Here is a 17,617-nt window from a genome sequence, read left to right as displayed (position 1 = left end):
GTCCTGACTTGTCGACCGACAAGAACACCACCCCTGCCTCAGCCTCGAGCGATGACGTCATCGATCCAGCGGGGATGCGGGTCATCTGGCTGCTTCTCGTCGCCGCCTTCGTCGCGATCCTCAACGAGACGACGATGGCGATCGCGATACCCGAACTCAACCGCTCGCTCCACATCCCGCCGGAACTCGGCCAGTGGCTGACGAGCGCGTTCATGCTCACGATGGCCGTCGTCATCCCGACGACCGGCTTCCTCCTCCAGCGCTTCACGACGCGGCAGATCTTCCTCACCGCGATGATCCTCTTCTGTCTCGGCACGCTCATCTGCCTGCTCTCGCAGGGCTTCCCGATGCTCCTGCTCGGACGCGTCGTCCAGGCCGGCGGCACGGGCATCATGATGCCGCTGCTGATGACGACGATGATGAACGTCGTCCCGCCGCATCAGCGGGGCCGCATGATGGGACGGGTCAGCCTCGTCATCTCCCTGGCTCCGGCCATCGGCCCGACGATGTCGGGCATCGTCCTCGACTCCCTCGGCTGGCGCTGGCTCTTCGGCATCGTCCTGCCGATCGGCCTCATCGCCCTCGGTCTCGGCGCGAAGTGGATGACCAACCTCGGCGAGACCACCCACGCCCCCATCGACGCCGTCTCGATCATCCTTTCGGCGTTCGCCTTCGGCGGCATCGTCTTCGGCCTCAGCCAGTTCGGCGGCGGCGAATCCGGTGCCGGCGCCTCGGCGGGCACGGGCCTGGCGTGGACGGCGATCGCCGGCGGCCTCATCTTCCTCGGCCTCTTCGTGTGGCGGCAGCTCGTCCTCATCAGAGCGGATCGGGCGCTGCTCGATCTGCGCGTGTTCACCTCGCGCAACTACGTCCTCTCGGTCATCATCATGGCCGTCGTCGCGCTCTCGATGTTCGGCACGCTCTCCCTCCTGCCGCTCTACCTGCAGAACGTCGTCGGCCTCGGTGCGACCCAGTCGGGCCTCGTCCTGCTGCCGGGGTCGATCCTCATGGGCCTCCTCGGCCCGGTGATGGGTCGGATCTACGACGCCAAGGGACCGCGGACGCTGCTCATCCCCGGCACGATCCTCATCGCCTCGGCGATGTTCGCGTACTCGAACGTCGGCATCGGCACCCCGGTGTGGGTCCTCGTCATCATCCAGATCGGCATGTCCCTCGGCCTCGCCGGATCGTTCACCCCGCTCTTCTCGGCGTCGCTGGGATCCCTCGAACGGCACCTCTACTCGCACGGATCGGCGGCGCTCAACACGCTGCAGCAGGTGGCCGGTGCGGCGGGCACCGCCCTGCTCATCTCGATCTACTCCTCGGCGCTGCACACCGGACAGGCCGCCGGTGAGAGCGTCGCCGAAGCCGGCGCCCCCGGCGCCCACAATGCGTTCCTGCTCGCGTCGATCATCGGGCTCGTCCCCGTCGTCCTCGCGTTCTTCATCCAGAAGCCCGAGGACCAGCGGGAGGTCACCCGCGACGAGGCTCCGCTCGTCGACGACAACTCGTGAGCCGGCGGCATCCGACTGCCGGCCGCTGACGTCGCGACCGTCCCCGCTCCGGTGATCTGAGCCACTAGCACACCGGCGACAGCCCTCGTCTGCCCCGAGATCTCGGGGTAGACGAGGGCTGCGGCAATTGTGTGGGATGCCCAAGTCTCAGGTGTGCGTAGACACACCGAACCCGCGTGGACGAGCCTGGAGGGCGAAGGGGAGTAGTTCCTCGCCGGCGACCACCGGCTTGAGCCCTGTCGACACACTGGCGGTCACGAGGACCGCCCGGCGCGGCACCTCGCAGGGACCTCATCGACTGAGATGGGGCGCGTGAGGCGAACGAGACCTTCGGCCGCTTGTCGCGTCCGAGGTCCTCCCCGGCTGCGGCACGTTGAAGGAGTCCACGTGCCCCCTGCACTCATCCGCCGCATCATCCTCTGCCTGCTCGTCGCCGCTCCCGCCGTCGTCGTGCGCATCGCCGGCATCGAGATCGCCCCCGTCATCGAGCTCGTCCTCTTCGGCGCCGCGATCGTCGCCGCCGCGTTCCTCCTCGCCTGGGCCGCCGAGGCCGCCCAGAAGGACATCGCCGGGGCGCTGGCGATCGCGCTCCTCGCCCTCATCGCCGTCCTCCCCGAGTACGCCGTCGACCTCTACTACGCGTACCGGTCGGGCTCGGACCCGCAGTACCTCCACTTCGCGGCCGCGAACATGACCGGGTCGAACCGCCTGCTCCTCGGCTTCGGCTGGCCGCTCGTCGTCATCATCGCCCTCCTCGTCGCCTACCGCGTCTCGAAGCGCACCGGCGGCCCGGTCAACCGCGCCCTGCAGCTGAGCGGCGAGAGCCGGATGGACATCGGCTTCCTCGTCATCCTCGCCCTCATCGCGTTCATCATCCCGCTCATCGGCAGCATCCCGCTGTGGTTCGGCATCGGCCTCATCGTCATCTTCGGGCTCTACCTGTGGCGGGCCGGCCAGGGCGCCGACACCAGCGACGAGGAGTTCGTCGGCGCCGCAGCCCTCATCGTCTCGATGCCGACGCGGGCCCGCCGGGTCACCGTCGTGGCGATGTTCATCGTCTCCGCGGCGATCATCCTCACCTCGGCTGAGCCCTTCGCCGAGGCGCTCGTGGCCTCCGGCTCGACGCTCGGCATCGACTCCTACTTCCTCGTCCAGTGGCTCGCCCCGCTCGCCTCGGAGTCACCGGAGTTCATCATCGCCGCGATGTTCGCCCTCCGCGGACTCGGCGGTGCGGCGATCGCCACGCTCATCGCCTCGAAGGTCAACCAGTGGAGCCTGCTCGTCGGCTCCCTGCCCGTCGCCCACTTCCTCGGCGGCGGCGACACGATGCTGCCCCTCGACGCCCGGCAGGTCGAGGAGTTCACGCTCACGGCCACGCAGACCATCCTCGGCGTCGCCATCATCCTGGCCCTGCGCTTCCACTGGATCCCCGCGGTCGGACTCGCCGCGCTCTTCGGCATCCAGTTCTTCGTCACCGACACGACCGGACGCTACGTGCTCTCGGCGATCCAGGTCGTCCTCGCGATCATCTTCCTCATCCTCCACCGCAGGGACATCATTCCGACCCTTGCCGCCCCGTTCCGCCGCACGACGCAGCTGACGGCGGCCGCGGCGGAGAGGACGGACCCCGCCGAGGCGGGGGCGACGACGGGACCGCGCGCGTAGGATCCCCATGCATAGAATGGTCAACGTGCCACGTCCCGCAGTCACCCGCATGGTCGAGGACTACGTCACCCTCATCTGGAAGGCCTACGAATGGCCCGGAGGCCGTCCCGCCACGACGGATCTCGCCGAACAGCTGGGCGTGACCGCCTCGACGGTTTCGGCGAACCTCAAGAAGCTCGCGAAGGACGGCTACCTCGACTACGAGCCCTATGGGGCGATCGCCCTCACCCCGGCCGGGCGGGAGATCGCCGTCGAGATCGTCCGTCGGCACCGGATCGTCGAGACCTACCTCGTCGAGAAGCTCGGACTGAGCTGGGATCAGGTCCACGATGAAGCCGACCGCCTCGAGCATGCGGTCTCCGACCTCGTGCTCGAGCGGATGGATGCCGTGCTCGGCGGCCCCACCCGGGATCCGCACGGGGACCCGATCCCCGATGCCGACGGTCGCACCGAAGCGGCACCGAACCTCTCACTCGCCGAGGTGACTCCCGGTCGCGATGTCACCGTCGTCCGCGTCTCCGATCGCTCCCCCGAACTGCTGCGCTACCTGAAGGCCCGCGGCATCGTGCTCGGCACGGTTCTCCAGGTGACAGCCGTCAACCCGGCCGCCTCGGCGATCGGGGTGAGCATCGACGGAGTGCCCGTCGAACTCGCCCTCAGCGCCGCCGAGGCGATCCGGGTGGCATGGTGAGCAGACCTCAGCCCGCGGTCGCCGGAGCCTCAGCGGTCTCTCGCGTCGACTCGTCCCGGGAGGCCGGACCGCCTCGGCGCAGCTCTCCCCCGCGGGAGAGTCCGGCGATGACGAAGACGACGAGGCCGGCCAGGGTGACGAGCGCGCCGGCCCAGAGCGGGGAGGCGTAGCCGAGGCCCGCGGCGATCGTCAGTCCGCCGACCCAGGCGCCGAAGGCGTTGCCGACGTTGAACGCGGCGATGTTCGCGCCCGACCCGAGGGTCTGCGCCGTCCCCGAATGGTTCATGATGCGCATCTGCAGCGCCGGCACGGTGGCGAAGCCGAAGCCGCCCATGAGGAAGAGCGCGATGATCGTCGCCGGCTGCGAGCCTGCGACCTGCGAGAACACGGCGAGGATGACGACGAGGCCGATGAGCAGGGTGAGCAGAGTGGCACCGAGGCTCCGATCGGCGGCGCGCCCGCCGAGGAAGTTGCCGATGAAGAGTCCGACGCCGAAGAGGACGAGGAGCCACGGCACGGTCGAGGCGGCGAAGCCGGAGACGCCGGTGAGGGTGAACGCCATGTAGGTGAAGGCGCCGAACATGCCGCCGTAGCCGAGGACGGTGAGCAGGATCGAGGCCCACACCTGCGGCGTGCGGAAGATCCGGAACTCGCCGAGGATACTGCCGGTCGCGGTCGCGCGTCCGGCGTCCCTGGGGATGAGGGTGACGATGCCGACGAGGGCGATGATGCCGATGATCGCGATCGCCCAGAAGGTCGAGCGCCAGCCGGCGGCCTGGCCGAGGAACGTGCCGAGGGGAACGCCGAGGACGTTGGCGCTGGTGAGGCCCGCGAACATCATCGAGATGGCGGCGGCCTGCCGATTCGGGGCGACGAGTCCGGCGGCGACGACCGAGCCGATGCCGAAGAACGCGCCGTGGCAGAGGGCGGCGACGATGCGCCCGATCATCATCATCTCGTAGGTCGGGGCGAGGGCGGAGAGCGCGTTGCCGATGATGAAGAGGACCATGAGGCCGACGAGCGCGGTCTTGCGGTTGACCCTGGTCAGGGCGACGGTGATGAGGATGGCGCCGAGCGCGACGGCGAGGGCGTAACCGGAGATGAGGTAGCCGGCGACGGTCTCCGTGACGGCGAAGTCGGCGGCGACCTCGGGCAGCAGGCCCATGATGACGAACTCCGTGAGTCCGATTCCGAACCCGCCGATGGCGAGTGCGAGGAGCGCGAGTGGCATGAGGTGTCCTTCCGGAACGGTGGTCTGTGAGGTGCTTGTGCAATATGCGGCGTGTGCAGTAGTTGCAGACGCATGGAAATAAATACTTGCACACGCGGTCTATCGGCGCAAGTGGTGTATCATAGGGAGATCGAGATTGCGAGGAGGAACACATGGGCATCAGGGACGACGCCGTGGAGATCCGCGCCCGCGGCTGGCGCACCCTGGCCGCGCTCCACGGCCTCATCGACACCCGGCTCGAGAAGAGCCTGCAACGCGAACACGAGCTCTCCGTCGTCGAGTTCACCGTGCTCGACGCCCTGAGCAGGCAGGACGGATGGCATATGCGGATGAGTCAGCTCGCCCGAGCGGCGGCGCTCTCGAGCAGCGCGACGACGCGGCTCGTCACGCGCCTCGAGGATCGGGGGCTGCTCACCCGCATCCTCTGCGCCGATGACCGGCGCGGCATCTACACCGAGCTCACACCGGCGGGGGAGAAGCTGCTCCTCGCCGCGCACCCGACCCATGACCGGGTGCTCGAGGAGACCCTCGCCGAAGCCCGCGAGATGCCCGAACTCGAACCGCTCGTCACCGCGCTCTACGCAGAGGCCCCGGCCGCTGCGAGGTAGGCGGCGGTGAGGCCGGCCGCTGCGCCGGCACCGTTGGCCGTGGAGCCGGCAGCAGCGGCGCCCTGGGCGGCGAGGTCCGTGGGGGTTCCCTTCGCGACGATCGACCCGCCGTCCGTGCCGGCCCCGGGTCCGAGGTCGACGATCCAGTCGACGACGCGCAGCGTGCGCAGATCGTGATCGGCGATGACGACTGTGTTCCCGGCATCGACGAGCCGCTGGAGCTGACCGATGAGCATGTCGATGTCGGCCGGGTGGAGACCCGTCGTCGGCTCGTCGAGGATGTAGAGGCTGCGCCCCCGCGATGACCGGTGGAGTTCGGAGACGAGCTTGATCCGCTGCGCCTCTCCGCCGGAGAGGGTCGGCGCGCTCTGCCCGAGGCTGACATAGCCGAGTCCGATGTTCTGCAGCAGGGTGAGGATCGTCGTCGCCACCGGCACCTCGGCGAGGAAGTCCGCGGCCTCATCGACGGTCATCGCGAGCACATCGGCGATCGTCCGGTCGCGGTAGGTGACCTCGAGGGTCTCGGGGTTGTAGCGCTTGCCGTGGCATTCCGGACACGGCGCCGTCTCCGTCGGCATGAAGAGGAGCTCGATGCTCACGACTCCGTCGCCGAGGCAGACCGGGCACCGTCCCTCCGGCTGATTGAACGAGAACCGCCCGACCCCGAACCCGCGCTCCTTCGCCCCGGGCTGGGCCGCGAAGAGCCTGCGGACGCCGTCGAAGAGGCCGGTGTAGGTGGCCGGTGTCGACCGGGAGGTCCGCCCGATCGGCTTCTGGTCGACGACGATGATGCGCTCGAGGGCCTCGAGGCCGGACGTCGATCCCGTCGTCAGCTCATCGCTGCCGAGGTCCCAGACGGGCACCCCGTGGACGAGTTCGTCCCCGATCTCGACTGCGGCCGGATTGCGCTCCTCATCAGCTGCGACCTCGGCCGAGTCGAGGCGGGCCCGGATGGCATCGGCCAGGGCCGTGAGCACGGAGGTCTTCCCGGAGCCCGAGACTCCCGTGATCGCCGAGAGCGCGTGGAGCGGCAGCCGGACGTCGATGCCGGTGAGGTTGTGTCCGGTGACGTCGCGGAGCTCGACCCAATCGGTGAGCTGCCGCGCCCCCGACCCGCCTGGCGGAAGCGGAGGCGCAGCGCCGAGGTAGCGGGCAGTGACCGAGTCGGCCACCTCGGCGAGACCGGCCGACGGTCCGTTGAAGAGCACCTCACCCCCGTACCGACCGGCTCCGGGACCGAGGTCGACGATCCAATCGGCGGCGCGGACGACCTGCGCGCTGTGCTCGACGACGAAGACGGTGTTGCCGTCGTCCTTGAGCCGTGTGAGGGCGGTCAGCAGGAGCTCGAGGTCGGCGGGATGGAGACCGGCCGAGGGTTCGTCGAGCACGTAGAGGACGCCGAAGAGGCCGCTGCGCAGCTGCGTGGCCAGGTGGAGGCGCTTGAGCTCACCGCTCGAGAGCGTCGAGGTGGGGCGGGCGACTTCGAGATAGCCGAGGCCGAGGTCGACCATCGTGCCCAGCTGGCTGATCAGGGCGTCGATGAGCGCCTGCGCGGCCTGGTGGCGTTCGACGGAGAGCTCGGTCGTCGCCGGATGGGTGCGGGCGGCTTCGAGGAAGGAGACGAGACCGGTGAGGGGAAGTCGGGCCGCCTCGGCGATGTCGATGCCGGCGATCGTCACGGCGAGGGCTTCGGGGTTGAGCCGTTTGCCGTGGCAGGTCGGGCAGAGCTTGTCGGTCATGAAGGACGCGGCCTTCGCCCGCATCCGCGCCGACGGCGAGTCGGCGAAGGTGTGCTCGACCCAGCGCTTGGGGCTCATGTACGTGCCCTTGTAGCCCTCCTCGACGACGATGGTGGGCCGGTCGCTGGTCGTGAGCACCCACTCCCGGGTGTCGGCGGGCAGGGAGTCGAACGGGACGGTGATGTCGATGCCGAGGTCGCGGAGGACGCGCCGGTTGTTCTTCCCGCCGAAGGCCCCCGGCCACGCGACGATCGCGCCGTCGTCGATGCTCAGGTGGGGATCGCCGACGAGGAGGTCCTCGTCGACCTGGAGGAGACGCCCCATGCCGGAGCAGGTGCGGCATGCGCCGACTGCGGTGTTCGGGGAGAAGCTGTCGGAGTCCAGCGGTGCGGCGTCCCGGGGGAACTTGCCGGCGAGATCGGCAGGACGGTAGCCCTCGGGGTAGGTGCCGGACCGTGAGTAGAGCATGCGGAGGACGTTGGAGACCCGGGAGACGGTGCCCACGGTCGAGCGGGTGCTGCCGGACTGCTGCTGTCGGAGGGCGACGGCCGGCGGCAGACCCGTGATGAGGCGGACCCGCGGGGGCGAACCCTGGTCGATGAGGCGCCGGGCGTAAGGGGCGACGGATTCGAGGTAGCGCTGCCGCGAGTGCGTGTAGATCGTGCCGAAGGCCAGCGAGGACTTGCCCGAACCGGAGATGCCGGTGAAGGCGACGACGGTGTCGCGGGGGATGTCGATGTCGATGTCGCGGAGGTTGTGCTCGTGGGCGCCGCGAACCGCGATGTGCCCGGGAACGACGTCGCGTTCGTCCATGTCAGCGTCCTTTCCGTCATATTCGCGCCGTCGCCGTCACGGCGGCGGTGTCGGCGGCTTTCCATCATGCCATCGGCACTCGATCATGCCATCGGCGGAGGTGACCCGGACATGCGACAGGCCGGTGGCGGGATCGCCACCGGCCTGAGGCGGTGCCGCAAAGGGCAGTGCCGTCAGGGGTCAGGAGTTCTCGTCGCGTTCCTTGTCCGCCTGGGACAGATCGCTTGCGGCGACGGAGCGAACCTCCTCGGAGTCACCTTCGCGGGTGAGGTCTCCGGCTTCGGAGGCGACCCACGCGCTCGTCTCACCGTCGCGGCCGCCGGACTGGCGCAGCACACTGGCGGCGACCGAACGCTGCTCCTCGGTGGAGTTGGGGTCGTCCATGATGCGGGCGGCTTCGGAAGCGGTGACGGAACCGGATTCGTTGGTGTTCTCGGACATGTGCAGACCTTTCTCGACAGTGGGGCGATACCCCGTGGCGCGATGGGTCGGGCCCCGTTGGATGGAAGTTCAGTCTGGCACCGCCCGGTACGACTGTCCACCCCGAATGGCGACAAACATCATTGTCAGCTGGCATTGCCGCCGATGACAGGCCCGCCCTGGACACCGCCGCCGATCACTGCGCGAGCGCCCACCGTCCGCATGACGGTGGGCGCTCAGGTGTCGGGACCCGCCGCAGACCAGTCAGCGCGGCACGGTCGGGCTCGCCGCGGGGTCAGGGGTGGACGCGGATGAGGTGCTCGTTGGTGAACGCGCGCAGCGCCCACTCGGCGTTCTCGCGCCCGTAGCCGGAGCGGTTGATGCCGCCGAACGGGTACTCCGGACCGGATTCCATGTGCGAGTTGACGAAGCTCATGCCGGCGTTGATCCGGGCGGCGAAGCGCTCGCCCTTCTCGAGGTCGTCCGTCCACACCGAGCTCATCAGCCCGTAGTCGGAGTGGTTGGCGATGCGCAGCGCGTCCTCCTCGTCCTTCGCCCGGTAGATCATCACCGCCGGTCCGAAGAGCTCGTTGCAGCCGAGATCGGAGTCCGGGTCGATGTCGGTGAGCAGGGCCGGCGACATGAACCAGCCGGGACGGTCGAGCTTCTGGCCTCCGGTGACCAGGGTCGAGCCGTCCTCGACGGACTTCTGGATCCGCTCGACGATCTCATCGCGGGCGCTCTCCGACGACAGCGGTCCCATGCCCACCTCGGGATCATCGAAGGTCGAGACCTTCGTCGCCTCGACGGCCTTCTTCGCCTCGGCGACGAACTCGTCGTAGAGCTCGTCGACGACGATGAAGCGCTTCGGTGAGGTGCACACCTGGCCCGCGTTCGTCAGGCGGATGCCGACGACCTTCTTCGCCAGCGCCGGGACGTCGGTCGAGTCGAGGACGACGAGGGGATCGTTGCCGCCGAGCTCGAGGACGGAGCGCTTGAGGTACTTCGCCGCGATTCCCGCGACGGAGGCGCCGGCGGCCTCGGAGCCGGTGAGCGAGAAGCCCTTGACCCGCGGATCCTTGAGCACCTCCTCGGCGTGGGAGCTGTCGAGGTAGATGTTCTGGTACACGCCGACCGGCAGGCCCGCCTCGACGAGGAGGTCGGCGAAGTACTGGGAGGACTTCGGACAGATCGACGCCTGCTTCATGATGATCGCGTTCCCGACGACGAGGTTGGGGATGACGAAGCGGGCGATCTGGTTGTACGGGAAGTTCCACGGCATGATGCCGAGCAGCACGCCGAGGGGGTCGTGGCGGACGTAGCTGCGGGCGGCTCCGGCAGACGGCAGCTCCGTGGGATTGAGGTGCATGTGGGCGTGATCGGCGAACCAGCGGGCGGTGCGGGCGACCTTGTCGACCTCGGCGAGGCCCTGCTGCTTCGGTTTGCCCATCTCCCGACCGATGATGTCGGTCATCTCGTCGGCATTGGCGTCGACGAGGTCGGCGAACCGACGGAGGATCGCCGAGCGTTCGATGAGCGGGGTGTCCTTCCACGCGGTGAAGGCGTCATGACCGCGGTCGATGTAACCGGGAATCTCCCCGACGGGAACCGAGGGGAATTCCTCCTCCAGCTCACCGGTGTTGGCGTTGGTGACAGCGAATCTGCTCATGGGGATGTCCTTTCGCATGTGGGAGTCGTGGTCAGTGTCGAGCGTAGACCTGTCAGCGGAACGCATCGTGTGCGGGTCCCATTCCTGAGATTCCCGAATGATGGGATGCGCGCCGAGGTGGGGGCCGGGTGCACGGGGAGTTCCGACGAGCGGTGGGGGTTCCCGTGGGTCGAGGCCGAACGTAAGGTGGCTGGCATGGAGAGAGTGACCGGAATCGGCGGATACTTCATGCGTGCCCGTGACCCCGAGGCGTTGTCCGCGTGGTATCAGGACATGCTCGGCATCGACATGACGGACGGGGTGTGGCGTCAGGCGGCGGGACCGACGGTGGTCGCGGCGTTCGAGGACGAGACCGACTACTTCGGGTCACGGCCCGATGGTGTCGATCGGCAGCAGACGATGCTCAACTTCCGAGTGGACGATCTCGATGCGATGCTCGAGCAGCTGCAGGCCGCCGAGGCGGACGTCGTCGATGAGATCCAGGAGATGGAGGGCATCGGACGCTTCGGGTGGGTGACCGATCCCGAAGGCAACCGGATCGAACTGTGGGAGCCTGCCCCGGGAGCGGAGTTCCCGCAGAGTTCGGAGAAGCTCTGATGACGGTGCGATACTCCTCCTGGCCGAGTGCCTGCACAGCCCACTGGGCTCCTGCACGGCCCACGGAGCTTCGGTCCCGGTCAGAACGGGGGCGGATCGCATGTCGGGTCGTGGTCCCAGATCCTCTCATCTGAGCCTCCACCGAAGGTCTGAGGGTATTCGAGTGGCTCGTCGGGGCCGATGACGCCGTCATCGGTGAACGTCTCATTGCCCGGGAAATGCTCGGCCACCGCCTCGGCGATCCTCGTGTCGAAGTAGGCGCACGGCGTCGACGATCGGGCTCGCCATCTCCGCTCCGCCTGCAGCTGTCCGGGATCGGGTTCGTCGCGACGGGGTCTGCGAACGGTGGGGCCTGGTGGCAGTGCCTTCATCGTGAGCAGATCGGATCCCGGCGGGAGGCTCTTCTGGTGGCCGATCTCGTTCCAGTCGATCTCATTCCAATGGAGCGCCTGCCAGAGCCGGCGTCTGCGCCGAGCGGCTTCGGAGCGGGCGATGGCGTCCTTCATCGCCGTCTGCCGAGCGGCCTCGTCCGCGACCCGACTGTTTTCGGCCTCCCACTCGGCGATCTGCGCCTCGGTGGGCATGACCTCGACGATCGCGGACTCGTCGGGCACCGCATGGTCCGGCACGGCTCGTCGCAGCGGCTTCTCCCGGAGGAGTTCGCAGAGTTCGATCGCCTGCGCCGCATTGATCGGCTGGTCGGGTGCTGTCACCGTGGTCATGAGGCCGTGCCCGAATTGGTAGTCGACGGCCGGGGTCGCCGACCCCCGGTCCGCCATGCGCACCGAGTATCGCCGGGCGGTCTTGAGCGCGTGGTCCTTCTTGCACAGGGGATGGAGGTTGCCGAATCGCGTCAGCCCGCCGTGGCTCGGGTCGTCGTGATTGAAGGGGTCGACATGGTCGATCTCAGACTTCTCCGCTGTTCTCCGACAGCCTGGCACGGTGCACATCATCCATTGGGAGATGAGCGTCCTTCTCACCTGCTGGGGAATCGCATACGTCTTCGCCTGGGCGTTGATCGGAGTGCCCGTGGCCGGGTCCGTGAGGATGCGCGTGAGCGTGGGTGAGCCGGCGGCGATGCGACGCGCCGTCTCCGCGGGGATCGGAGAGCCGTCGGGCAGGACGCCGGGAAGGTTCGAGTCTCCGAGGAGCGACATGAGCGGAAGCGTGACGACGAGTCCTGCCTGATTGCGGATCCAGTGCGGACCCGTCGGCATGGAGACGTCGATGAAATACTCCCGTGGCACGGGATGTGGCTGCGGACCGGGGAAGAAGGCCGAGCCCGGGCTGCCCGGACTCCAAGACACAGGTGTGCCGTCGCGCGACTCGCGGCTGGTGTCCGGGCTTGTGCTGGTGCGCGGATCGCCGGGCGCATACGTGTCGGCGGGCGGACTGTCGCCGCCGCGGGTGCGCGGATCCGCGACGGAGGGTCCATCGCTAGTGGCGGTCGGGTCAGCGGTCGTATTCCGATCTGGGGCCGCTGGGGGATCGAGAAGATCTGTGAGGCCGGAGATGCTCCGCGCGTCAGCGGAGAACAGCGGCTCTCCGGTGTCATCGAGCATCGAGGCCGACCGTTCGCTTTCGATCCCCGTCACCGGGTCGAGCTCTCTAACCCGGATGCGCAGCTTCGGCTGGGGGCGGAGCAGGATGTCGCACATGAGGGCGTTGATGTCGCGTTCATCGATGATCTCGATCCGCGATGGGAGCCCGAAGGTGTTCGTCTGACCGGCATGGATCGCCCTCGCCATCGCCTGGACGCGGGCGAAGCAGGCATGGATCTCGTCCGCGGGTCCGTTCACCATGAGGCAGGCCGAACCGTCGGAGAACGTCTCGACGCTGACGCGGCGGCGTTCGGCGGCCACCTCGGCGCGGTCGGCCGGGGTCTGCAGCAGATTGATCTTCTTGCGCAGCGATGCGCGCAGGGTGTCGGAGGTGATGTCGGCTCGACGGGTTGCGAGATGGTCGTCGAGCTCAGGCAGATGCCTGAAGGCCACGGTCTGGCAGAGGTCGGCGACGGCGACGACCTGAGCGTGGGTGAACTGGCCGTCGAGGGCGCGAGCGGTGAATCGCGGGAGTCCGAAGATCAGGGTCATCGACTGTGTGAAGTGCCGGTATGAGCGGGCGGTGGTCGTGCCGAGGATCGTCGATGTCTCAGCGACGTGTTCGCTGTGCACATGGTCGTGCACCCACGCCGCGAAGGTCGTGTCGAGCGAGAAATGGAGGAAGTCGGGCAGTGCGGGAGCCTCGCCTCCGTCTCCATCGGCGCCCTCCGGTTCGCCACCTGCGCCCGTGGTGGCACGCGAGACCGATTCCGAGAGTGACGCGAACCTGTATGGTTCGCCGTCGCCCGGCGCGGGAAGGTCGAGGTCGGCAGCGGCCTCGCCGAGGATGATTCCGGCGGTGAGCTCGAAGACCGTCATCTGAGCACGGTCGACGGCCGCCGATGCCTGAGCGAAATCCGTGATGCTCGACCCGACGCGCAGCGTGTAACGGGAGTTGCCCGACGACGGGGAGTCATTGCCCGAAGACAGGGAGCCGCTGCCCGACGACGGGGAGACGGGGGACTCAGTGAGAGAATTGGGCGATCCAGTGGCGCGCGCAGGTGAGTGTGCGTCGGTGTCGGGGACATCGACGGGGATCGGATCATCATGACTGCTCGGAGGAGCAGTGGTGCCGCGCATTGTGTTTCACCTGCCTCAGACAACAGTGTCGGGGAAGAGTGGTGCCACGAATCAATGGAACGAACTAGTACATCAATAGTAAAGAATTAGTAGAGTCAAAGTCAATACTCGATTCGAAATCCATTCGAAGTATTTTTCATCTCTCCCCCATAATGTTTCCTCTTTGTCCTCCAATGATGGCATTCGGCACTGACACGAGAGTGCGCCGATTCGAACTGCGGCAACGATCTGACTCGAGGTCCGTGGACGAACGAGGGCATCGATGCACCCTCTCGCCGCGGGCTCTCTCACGTACCCGGAGCGATCCCGGGCGGTCGCCGCGCAGGAAGTGGACCGACGCTGCGAACGCGACCGGCCGATGAAGAGGTGAGGACAGGGAGAGATGACCCGCGAGGCGGCTCACCGCTCCTCGTCGATGCCGCCCCTCGCGGCGCATGCAGCCTCAGCGGTCGATGGCGTGGGGGTGGTCACCTCGGCGAGGGACTGCCGCCCAACCGCACGCCAGCGGCGTTCGACGCGGATCGCGATGCCGGCGACGACGAGCGCGGTGAGGGCGAGGAGGATCGCGACGATGACCGGTGCCCGGAATCCCCAGCCGAGGGCGATGACCGCCGCCCCGGCAGCGGGGCCGAGCGCATTGCCGACATTGAACGCCGAGGTGTTGACGCTGGCCGCCAGGGTCGGCGCTTCGGTCGCGATCTGGAACACTCGGGCGTTGAGGGCACCGGCGATCGAGAAGCCGCTGGCCCCGACGAGGACCATCGCCACGATCGCCGCCCAGCCCACGTCGGCGACGAGCCACAGCGCGAACAGGCTGATCGCGAGCGCGGTGAGGCTGCCGACGACGGTGCGGTCGGCGAGGCGGCCGCCGATGACGACGCCGATGAACGCGCCGACGCCGAAGGTCGCGAGCACGCCGGGGACGAGGTCGTGCGAGAGTCCGGCGACCTGGGTGAGGAGCGGGGAGAAGTACGAGAAGGCGGCGAACACGGAGGCCTGGAAGAGGGCCGTCGTGCCGAGTGCGAGCCAGATCCGCGGGCCCCGGAACGCGACGAGCTCGGCGCGGATGAGCGTCGGGAGGTGGATGTCGGCGCGATGGTCCTCGACGGTCGCGGGGTCGTCGGCACCGGCTGCGGCAACGCCGGCGCCGTGTGCCGTGCGGCTGCCCGCGCCGTTCGCTGCCGCTCGCGGGCGGGTGGCGAAGGCGATGAGGATCGCGGCGAGCGCGGTGACGACGGCGACGGCCCAGAAGGTCGCGCGCCAGCCGAACTGCGTGCCGATCCACGTGCCCATCGGCACGCCGACGAGGTTCGCCACGGTGAGTCCGCCGACGAGGCTCGCGAGCGCCCGGCCGTGCACGGCGGGAGGCGAGATCCGCGTCGTGTGCACTGCCGCGACCGCCCAGAACCCACCGCACGCGATCGCGGAGAGGACGCGACTGACCATGAGAACGGTGTAGTCGGGGGCAAGAGCGCCGAGGATGTGGAGCGCTGAGAAGGCGACGATCGTGATGATCATCGTCGCCCGGCGCGGAAGTTTGAGGGTGAGCAGGGCCATCGCGGGCGCCCCGACGATCATGCCGACGGCGAATCCCGTGATGAGGAGGCCGGCCTGCGGGATCGAGATGGCGAGGTCGCCGCTGATCGGCTCGAGGATCCCCGCGATCATGAACTCCGAGGTGCCGAGGCAGAAGATCACCGCGGCGAGCAGGTAGACCTGGGCGGGAACGCGCGGTTTCGGTCCGGGGATGGAGGGCCCGGAGGCGTGTCCGGGGGCGGAGGCAGAGCCTGGGACGGCCTCAGCGGAGGCGCGGTCCGGAGTCGTCATGCTGTCCTGCTTTCGGTCGGCGGAGAGTCGTGCGGTGGGCGGAGTGTTCGGCAGTCAGTGGCGCGCTTTGCGGCCGGTGGAGTGTCCAGTGGTCGGTGGCGAGTCGTTCGGTCAGCAGCGCGTCCGGCAGTCAGTGGAGCGTCGTTCGGTTGGCAGCGGGGCGGGGCACATCACGCAGCACGGACATGCCTCACTTATCAGTGGGGTCAGGCCTTATCGGTGGGGTCAGGTGGACGAGGGCAGCGGCATCGGAGTCGTCGCGGCCAGGGTTGTCACGCCGTCCGGGGTGCAGAGGCTCTCGACGAAGGTCCTGGCCTGGGCCTGGACGTTGTCGGCGGGCATGACGCGGGCGGCGATGCGGAGGCCGGCGAGCACGCTGTGGATGAGCTCGGCAGTGACAGCGGCTTCGAGGTCCGGGCGGATGTGCCCCTCGGTCTGACCGCGGACGAGAAGCGCGCGATAGGTCGTCAGCCACGCGGCACGATCGGGATCGAGGATCGTGCACACGGCGTCGACCTCCCGGCCGAGTTCAGCGGCGGTGTTCGCGGAGAGGCACCCGGTGCGCTTCTCATCGGCGCACTGCTGCGCCAGAGCCCCGCCGAGGCGCTCGACCACGAGCACCGGAACCGGCAGCGCGCTCGTCCCAAGGTGCTCGCGCAGCGGAATGCCCGTGGCCGTGTAGTCGCTGAGCGCGCGGAGGAAGACGGCGTCGAGGCTCTCGAACGTGTTGTAGAAGCTCGACCGGCCGATCCCGGCGCGCTCGCACACGAGTCCGACGTCCGTTCCCGTGTACCCGTGTTCGCTGAACACGGCGATCGCGGCGTCGATCACCGCCTGTTCGTCGAACGTCTTCTTCCTGCCCATGGGTCGAGCGTAGATCATTATGGACAGTCGTGTCCAATAAAATTTCCCCAGCGCCGAGGCGGGTGTACCCTGACAGCGAATGTCGTCATTGTGGTCGCCGGCGTTGGTCGATCAGGCCTGTGACCTCGCAGGATGATCGGCAAGCGGTGAGAAGCGGCGGCGTGAAGCAGTCAGAAGGGCAGCACGAGTCGAGCGGGAGGAGAGACGCGATGAGTTCGCTGAGCGCAGGTGAGAAGCAGGCGATGCGAGAGGACGACGCGCACTGGAAGTTCGGTCTCCTCTATTTCTGTCCGCGGGATCCCGGCTTCCTCGTTCCGAAGAGATTCGGCGTCGGCTGGACGCTCAACTTCGGCAGCATCTGGACGCTCATCGTCCTCATCGTCATCGTTGCCGTCATCGTCTGGGGCGTCGCGTTCTGACCGGCCGCGCGCAGAGATCCACGCGCAGAGGTCGAGAAACCGGGCCGCCTCGGCGCTCTCTGCGTCAGCACCGTGAGCTACGGTGGCGGCATGAGAGGGGATGGGCTGCTCAAGGTCTGCGTCAACGGTTCGCGGACGCTTGCCGATCATCCACGGCTGTCGTCGGATGCCGGTGACATCGCTGCTGAGGCAGCCGCCGGAATCGCCGCCGGTGCCGCTGCGGTTCACGTCCATGCCAAGTCATCAGGCGGACGTGACAGTCTGCTCGGAACCGATGTCGGCCGAGTCCTCAGCGCCATCCGCGCGGCGTGCCCGGGAGTGCCCGTCGGCGTCACCACGGGAGCGTGGGCCGCGCCCGAAGCGTCCGATCGGATCGCCGCGATCACCTCGTGGAGGATCCTTCCCGACTTCGCGTCCGTGAACTGGCACGAAGACGGTGCCGACGAGGTGGCCGGAGCTCTCCTCGCGCATGGGATCGGGATCGAGGTTGGGATCTGGCATGAGCGGGGACTGACCGCCTGGGCCGCATCCCCTCACCGGTCGTCGTGCCTGAGAGCGCTCATCGAGATCCAGCCCGACGAGCTGCTGCCGGTCGACAGCGTCGCCGAGCGGCTCATCGGCGGCGTGGAATCTCGCGAACCCGAGCTCCCGATCCTCCTCCACGGAGAGGGCACGACCGCGTGGCCGGTGCTCGACCTCGCCGCTGCCTGGGGGTATGCCACGCGCATCGGGCTCGAGGACACGCTCGTGCTTCCCGATGGCCTGCCGGCCGAGAGCAACAGCGAGCTCGTCGCCGAGGCGGTGCGCCGACTCGCCTCGACGTGCGTTCCCGCGAGGGTGTGAACGCAGGCGGATCGAAGCCGGCACTGAGCACGGGCC

General features: G+C 68.3%; 14 protein-coding genes. 7 read left to right on the top strand and 7 right to left on the bottom strand.

Annotation, left to right across the window (positions count from 1 at the left end; translation table 11 throughout):
- Nucleotides 1-74 precede the first annotated feature (74 nt).
- From J9315_RS17290 to J9315_RS17280, 3 genes are all read left to right on the top strand, one after another.
- A complete protein-coding gene (locus J9315_RS17290; protein WP_249121096.1) occupies nt 75-1,514 on the top strand; it encodes a DHA2 family efflux MFS transporter permease subunit in 1,440 nt (479 codons plus the stop codon).
- Nucleotides 1,515-1,901: 387 nt separating this feature from the next.
- Nucleotides 1,902-3,179, top strand: a complete 1,278-nt coding sequence (locus J9315_RS17285) for a sodium:proton exchanger (RefSeq protein ID WP_249120964.1) — start codon at nt 1,902-1,904, stop codon at nt 3,177-3,179.
- Nucleotides 3,180-3,204: 25 nt separating this feature from the next.
- A complete protein-coding gene (locus tag J9315_RS17280; RefSeq protein ID WP_211978511.1) occupies nt 3,205-3,870 on the top strand; it encodes a metal-dependent transcriptional regulator in 666 nt (221 codons plus the stop codon).
- Between the two features lie 7 nt (nt 3,871-3,877).
- Here J9315_RS17280 and J9315_RS17275 read toward each other — a convergent pair whose 3' ends face one another.
- Nucleotides 3,878-5,101, bottom strand: a complete 1,224-nt coding sequence (locus tag J9315_RS17275; protein ID WP_211978510.1) for an MFS transporter — start codon at nt 5,099-5,101, stop codon at nt 3,878-3,880.
- A gap of 152 nt (nt 5,102-5,253) precedes the next feature.
- Between J9315_RS17275 and J9315_RS17270 the strand changes: the two genes are divergently transcribed.
- Nucleotides 5,254-5,709, top strand: coding sequence for a MarR family transcriptional regulator (locus tag J9315_RS17270; protein ID WP_137824615.1), 456 nt, complete (start codon nt 5,254-5,256; stop codon nt 5,707-5,709).
- Here J9315_RS17270 and J9315_RS17265 read toward each other — a convergent pair.
- The 3 genes from J9315_RS17265 to J9315_RS17255 form a co-directional block, all read right to left on the bottom strand.
- A complete protein-coding gene (locus J9315_RS17265; protein ID WP_211978509.1) occupies nt 5,679-8,261 on the bottom strand; it encodes an excinuclease ABC subunit UvrA in 2,583 nt (860 codons plus the stop codon). The two genes, J9315_RS17270 and J9315_RS17265, sit on opposite strands and share 31 nt — an antisense overlap.
- Before the next feature lie 180 nt (nt 8,262-8,441).
- Nucleotides 8,442-8,702: a hypothetical protein gene (locus tag J9315_RS17260; RefSeq protein WP_198500101.1), complete on the bottom strand. Its 261-nt coding sequence runs from the start codon at nt 8,700-8,702 to the stop codon at nt 8,442-8,444.
- Between the two features lie 274 nt (nt 8,703-8,976).
- Nucleotides 8,977-10,350 (bottom strand): NAD-dependent succinate-semialdehyde dehydrogenase, encoded by a 1,374-nt coding sequence (locus J9315_RS17255; protein ID WP_211978508.1) that lies wholly within the window; start codon nt 10,348-10,350, stop codon nt 8,977-8,979.
- A gap of 195 nt (nt 10,351-10,545) precedes the next feature.
- Between J9315_RS17255 and J9315_RS17250 the strand changes: the two genes are divergently transcribed.
- Nucleotides 10,546-10,947: a VOC family protein gene (locus J9315_RS17250; RefSeq protein WP_211978507.1), complete on the top strand. Its 402-nt coding sequence runs from the start codon at nt 10,546-10,548 to the stop codon at nt 10,945-10,947.
- A gap of 80 nt (nt 10,948-11,027) precedes the next feature.
- Here J9315_RS17250 and J9315_RS17245 read toward each other — a convergent pair whose 3' ends face one another.
- From J9315_RS17245 to J9315_RS17235, 3 genes are all read right to left on the bottom strand, one after another.
- Entirely contained in the window at nt 11,028-13,628 is a 2,601-nt protein-coding gene (locus J9315_RS17245; RefSeq protein WP_211978506.1) for an HNH endonuclease signature motif containing protein, read from the bottom strand.
- Between the two features lie 399 nt (nt 13,629-14,027).
- The gene (locus tag J9315_RS17240; protein ID WP_211978505.1) at nt 14,028-15,455 is read right to left on the bottom strand and encodes an MFS transporter; all 1,428 of its coding nucleotides are present in this window, start codon (nt 15,453-15,455) and stop codon (nt 14,028-14,030) included.
- Nucleotides 15,456-15,680: 225 nt separating this feature from the next.
- The gene (locus tag J9315_RS17235; RefSeq protein WP_211978504.1) at nt 15,681-16,319 is read right to left on the bottom strand and encodes a TetR/AcrR family transcriptional regulator; all 639 of its coding nucleotides are present in this window, start codon (nt 16,317-16,319) and stop codon (nt 15,681-15,683) included.
- Between the two features lie 209 nt (nt 16,320-16,528).
- Between J9315_RS17235 and J9315_RS17230 the strand changes: the two genes are divergently transcribed.
- Together J9315_RS17230 and J9315_RS17225 are read left to right on the top strand one after the other, a co-directional pair.
- On the top strand, nt 16,529-16,738 hold the full coding sequence (locus J9315_RS17230) for a DUF5808 domain-containing protein (protein ID WP_211978503.1): 210 nt from the start codon (nt 16,529-16,531) through the stop codon (nt 16,736-16,738).
- Nucleotides 16,739-16,828: 90 nt separating this feature from the next.
- Nucleotides 16,829-17,581 carry a 3-keto-5-aminohexanoate cleavage protein gene (locus J9315_RS17225; RefSeq protein ID WP_211978502.1) on the top strand — a complete coding sequence of 251 codons (753 nt, stop codon included), beginning with the start codon at nt 16,829-16,831 and terminating at the stop codon, nt 17,579-17,581.
- The last annotated feature ends 36 nt before the right edge of the window (nt 17,582-17,617 follow it).

This window comes from Brevibacterium sp. W7.2, assembly GCF_018137945.1.
Taxonomy (GTDB): Bacteria; Actinomycetota; Actinomycetes; order Actinomycetales; family Brevibacteriaceae; genus Brevibacterium; species Brevibacterium sanguinis.
Note: the sequence above shows the minus strand (reverse complement) of the source record. Positions and strands in the feature narration are given on the sequence as shown.

Excerpts from the sequence above, each read along its gene's own strand:
- J9315_RS17245 (WP_211978506.1), bottom strand. The coding sequence starts at position 13,628 with ATGCGCGGCACCACTGCTCCTCCGAGCAGTCATGATGATCCGATCCCC.
- J9315_RS17290 (WP_249121096.1), top strand. The coding sequence starts at position 75 with ATGCGGGTCATCTGGCTGCTTCTCGTCGCCGCCTTCGTCGCGATCCTC.
- J9315_RS17270 (WP_137824615.1), top strand. The coding sequence starts at position 5,254 with ATGGGCATCAGGGACGACGCCGTGGAGATCCGCGCCCGCGGCTGGCGC.
- J9315_RS17275 (WP_211978510.1), bottom strand. The coding sequence starts at position 5,101 with ATGCCACTCGCGCTCCTCGCACTCGCCATCGGCGGGTTCGGAATCGGA.
- J9315_RS17260 (WP_198500101.1), bottom strand. The coding sequence starts at position 8,702 with ATGTCCGAGAACACCAACGAATCCGGTTCCGTCACCGCTTCCGAAGCC.
- J9315_RS17225 (WP_211978502.1), top strand. The coding sequence starts at position 16,829 with ATGAGAGGGGATGGGCTGCTCAAGGTCTGCGTCAACGGTTCGCGGACG.
- J9315_RS17240 (WP_211978505.1), bottom strand. The coding sequence starts at position 15,455 with ATGACGACTCCGGACCGCGCCTCCGCTGAGGCCGTCCCAGGCTCTGCC.
- J9315_RS17255 (WP_211978508.1), bottom strand. The coding sequence starts at position 10,350 with ATGAGCAGATTCGCTGTCACCAACGCCAACACCGGTGAGCTGGAGGAG.
- J9315_RS17265 (WP_211978509.1), bottom strand. The coding sequence starts at position 8,261 with ATGGACGAACGCGACGTCGTTCCCGGGCACATCGCGGTTCGCGGCGCC.
- J9315_RS17230 (WP_211978503.1), top strand. The coding sequence starts at position 16,529 with ATGAGTTCGCTGAGCGCAGGTGAGAAGCAGGCGATGCGAGAGGACGAC.
- J9315_RS17235 (WP_211978504.1), bottom strand. The coding sequence starts at position 16,319 with ATGGGCAGGAAGAAGACGTTCGACGAACAGGCGGTGATCGACGCCGCG.
- J9315_RS17250 (WP_211978507.1), top strand. The coding sequence starts at position 10,546 with ATGGAGAGAGTGACCGGAATCGGCGGATACTTCATGCGTGCCCGTGAC.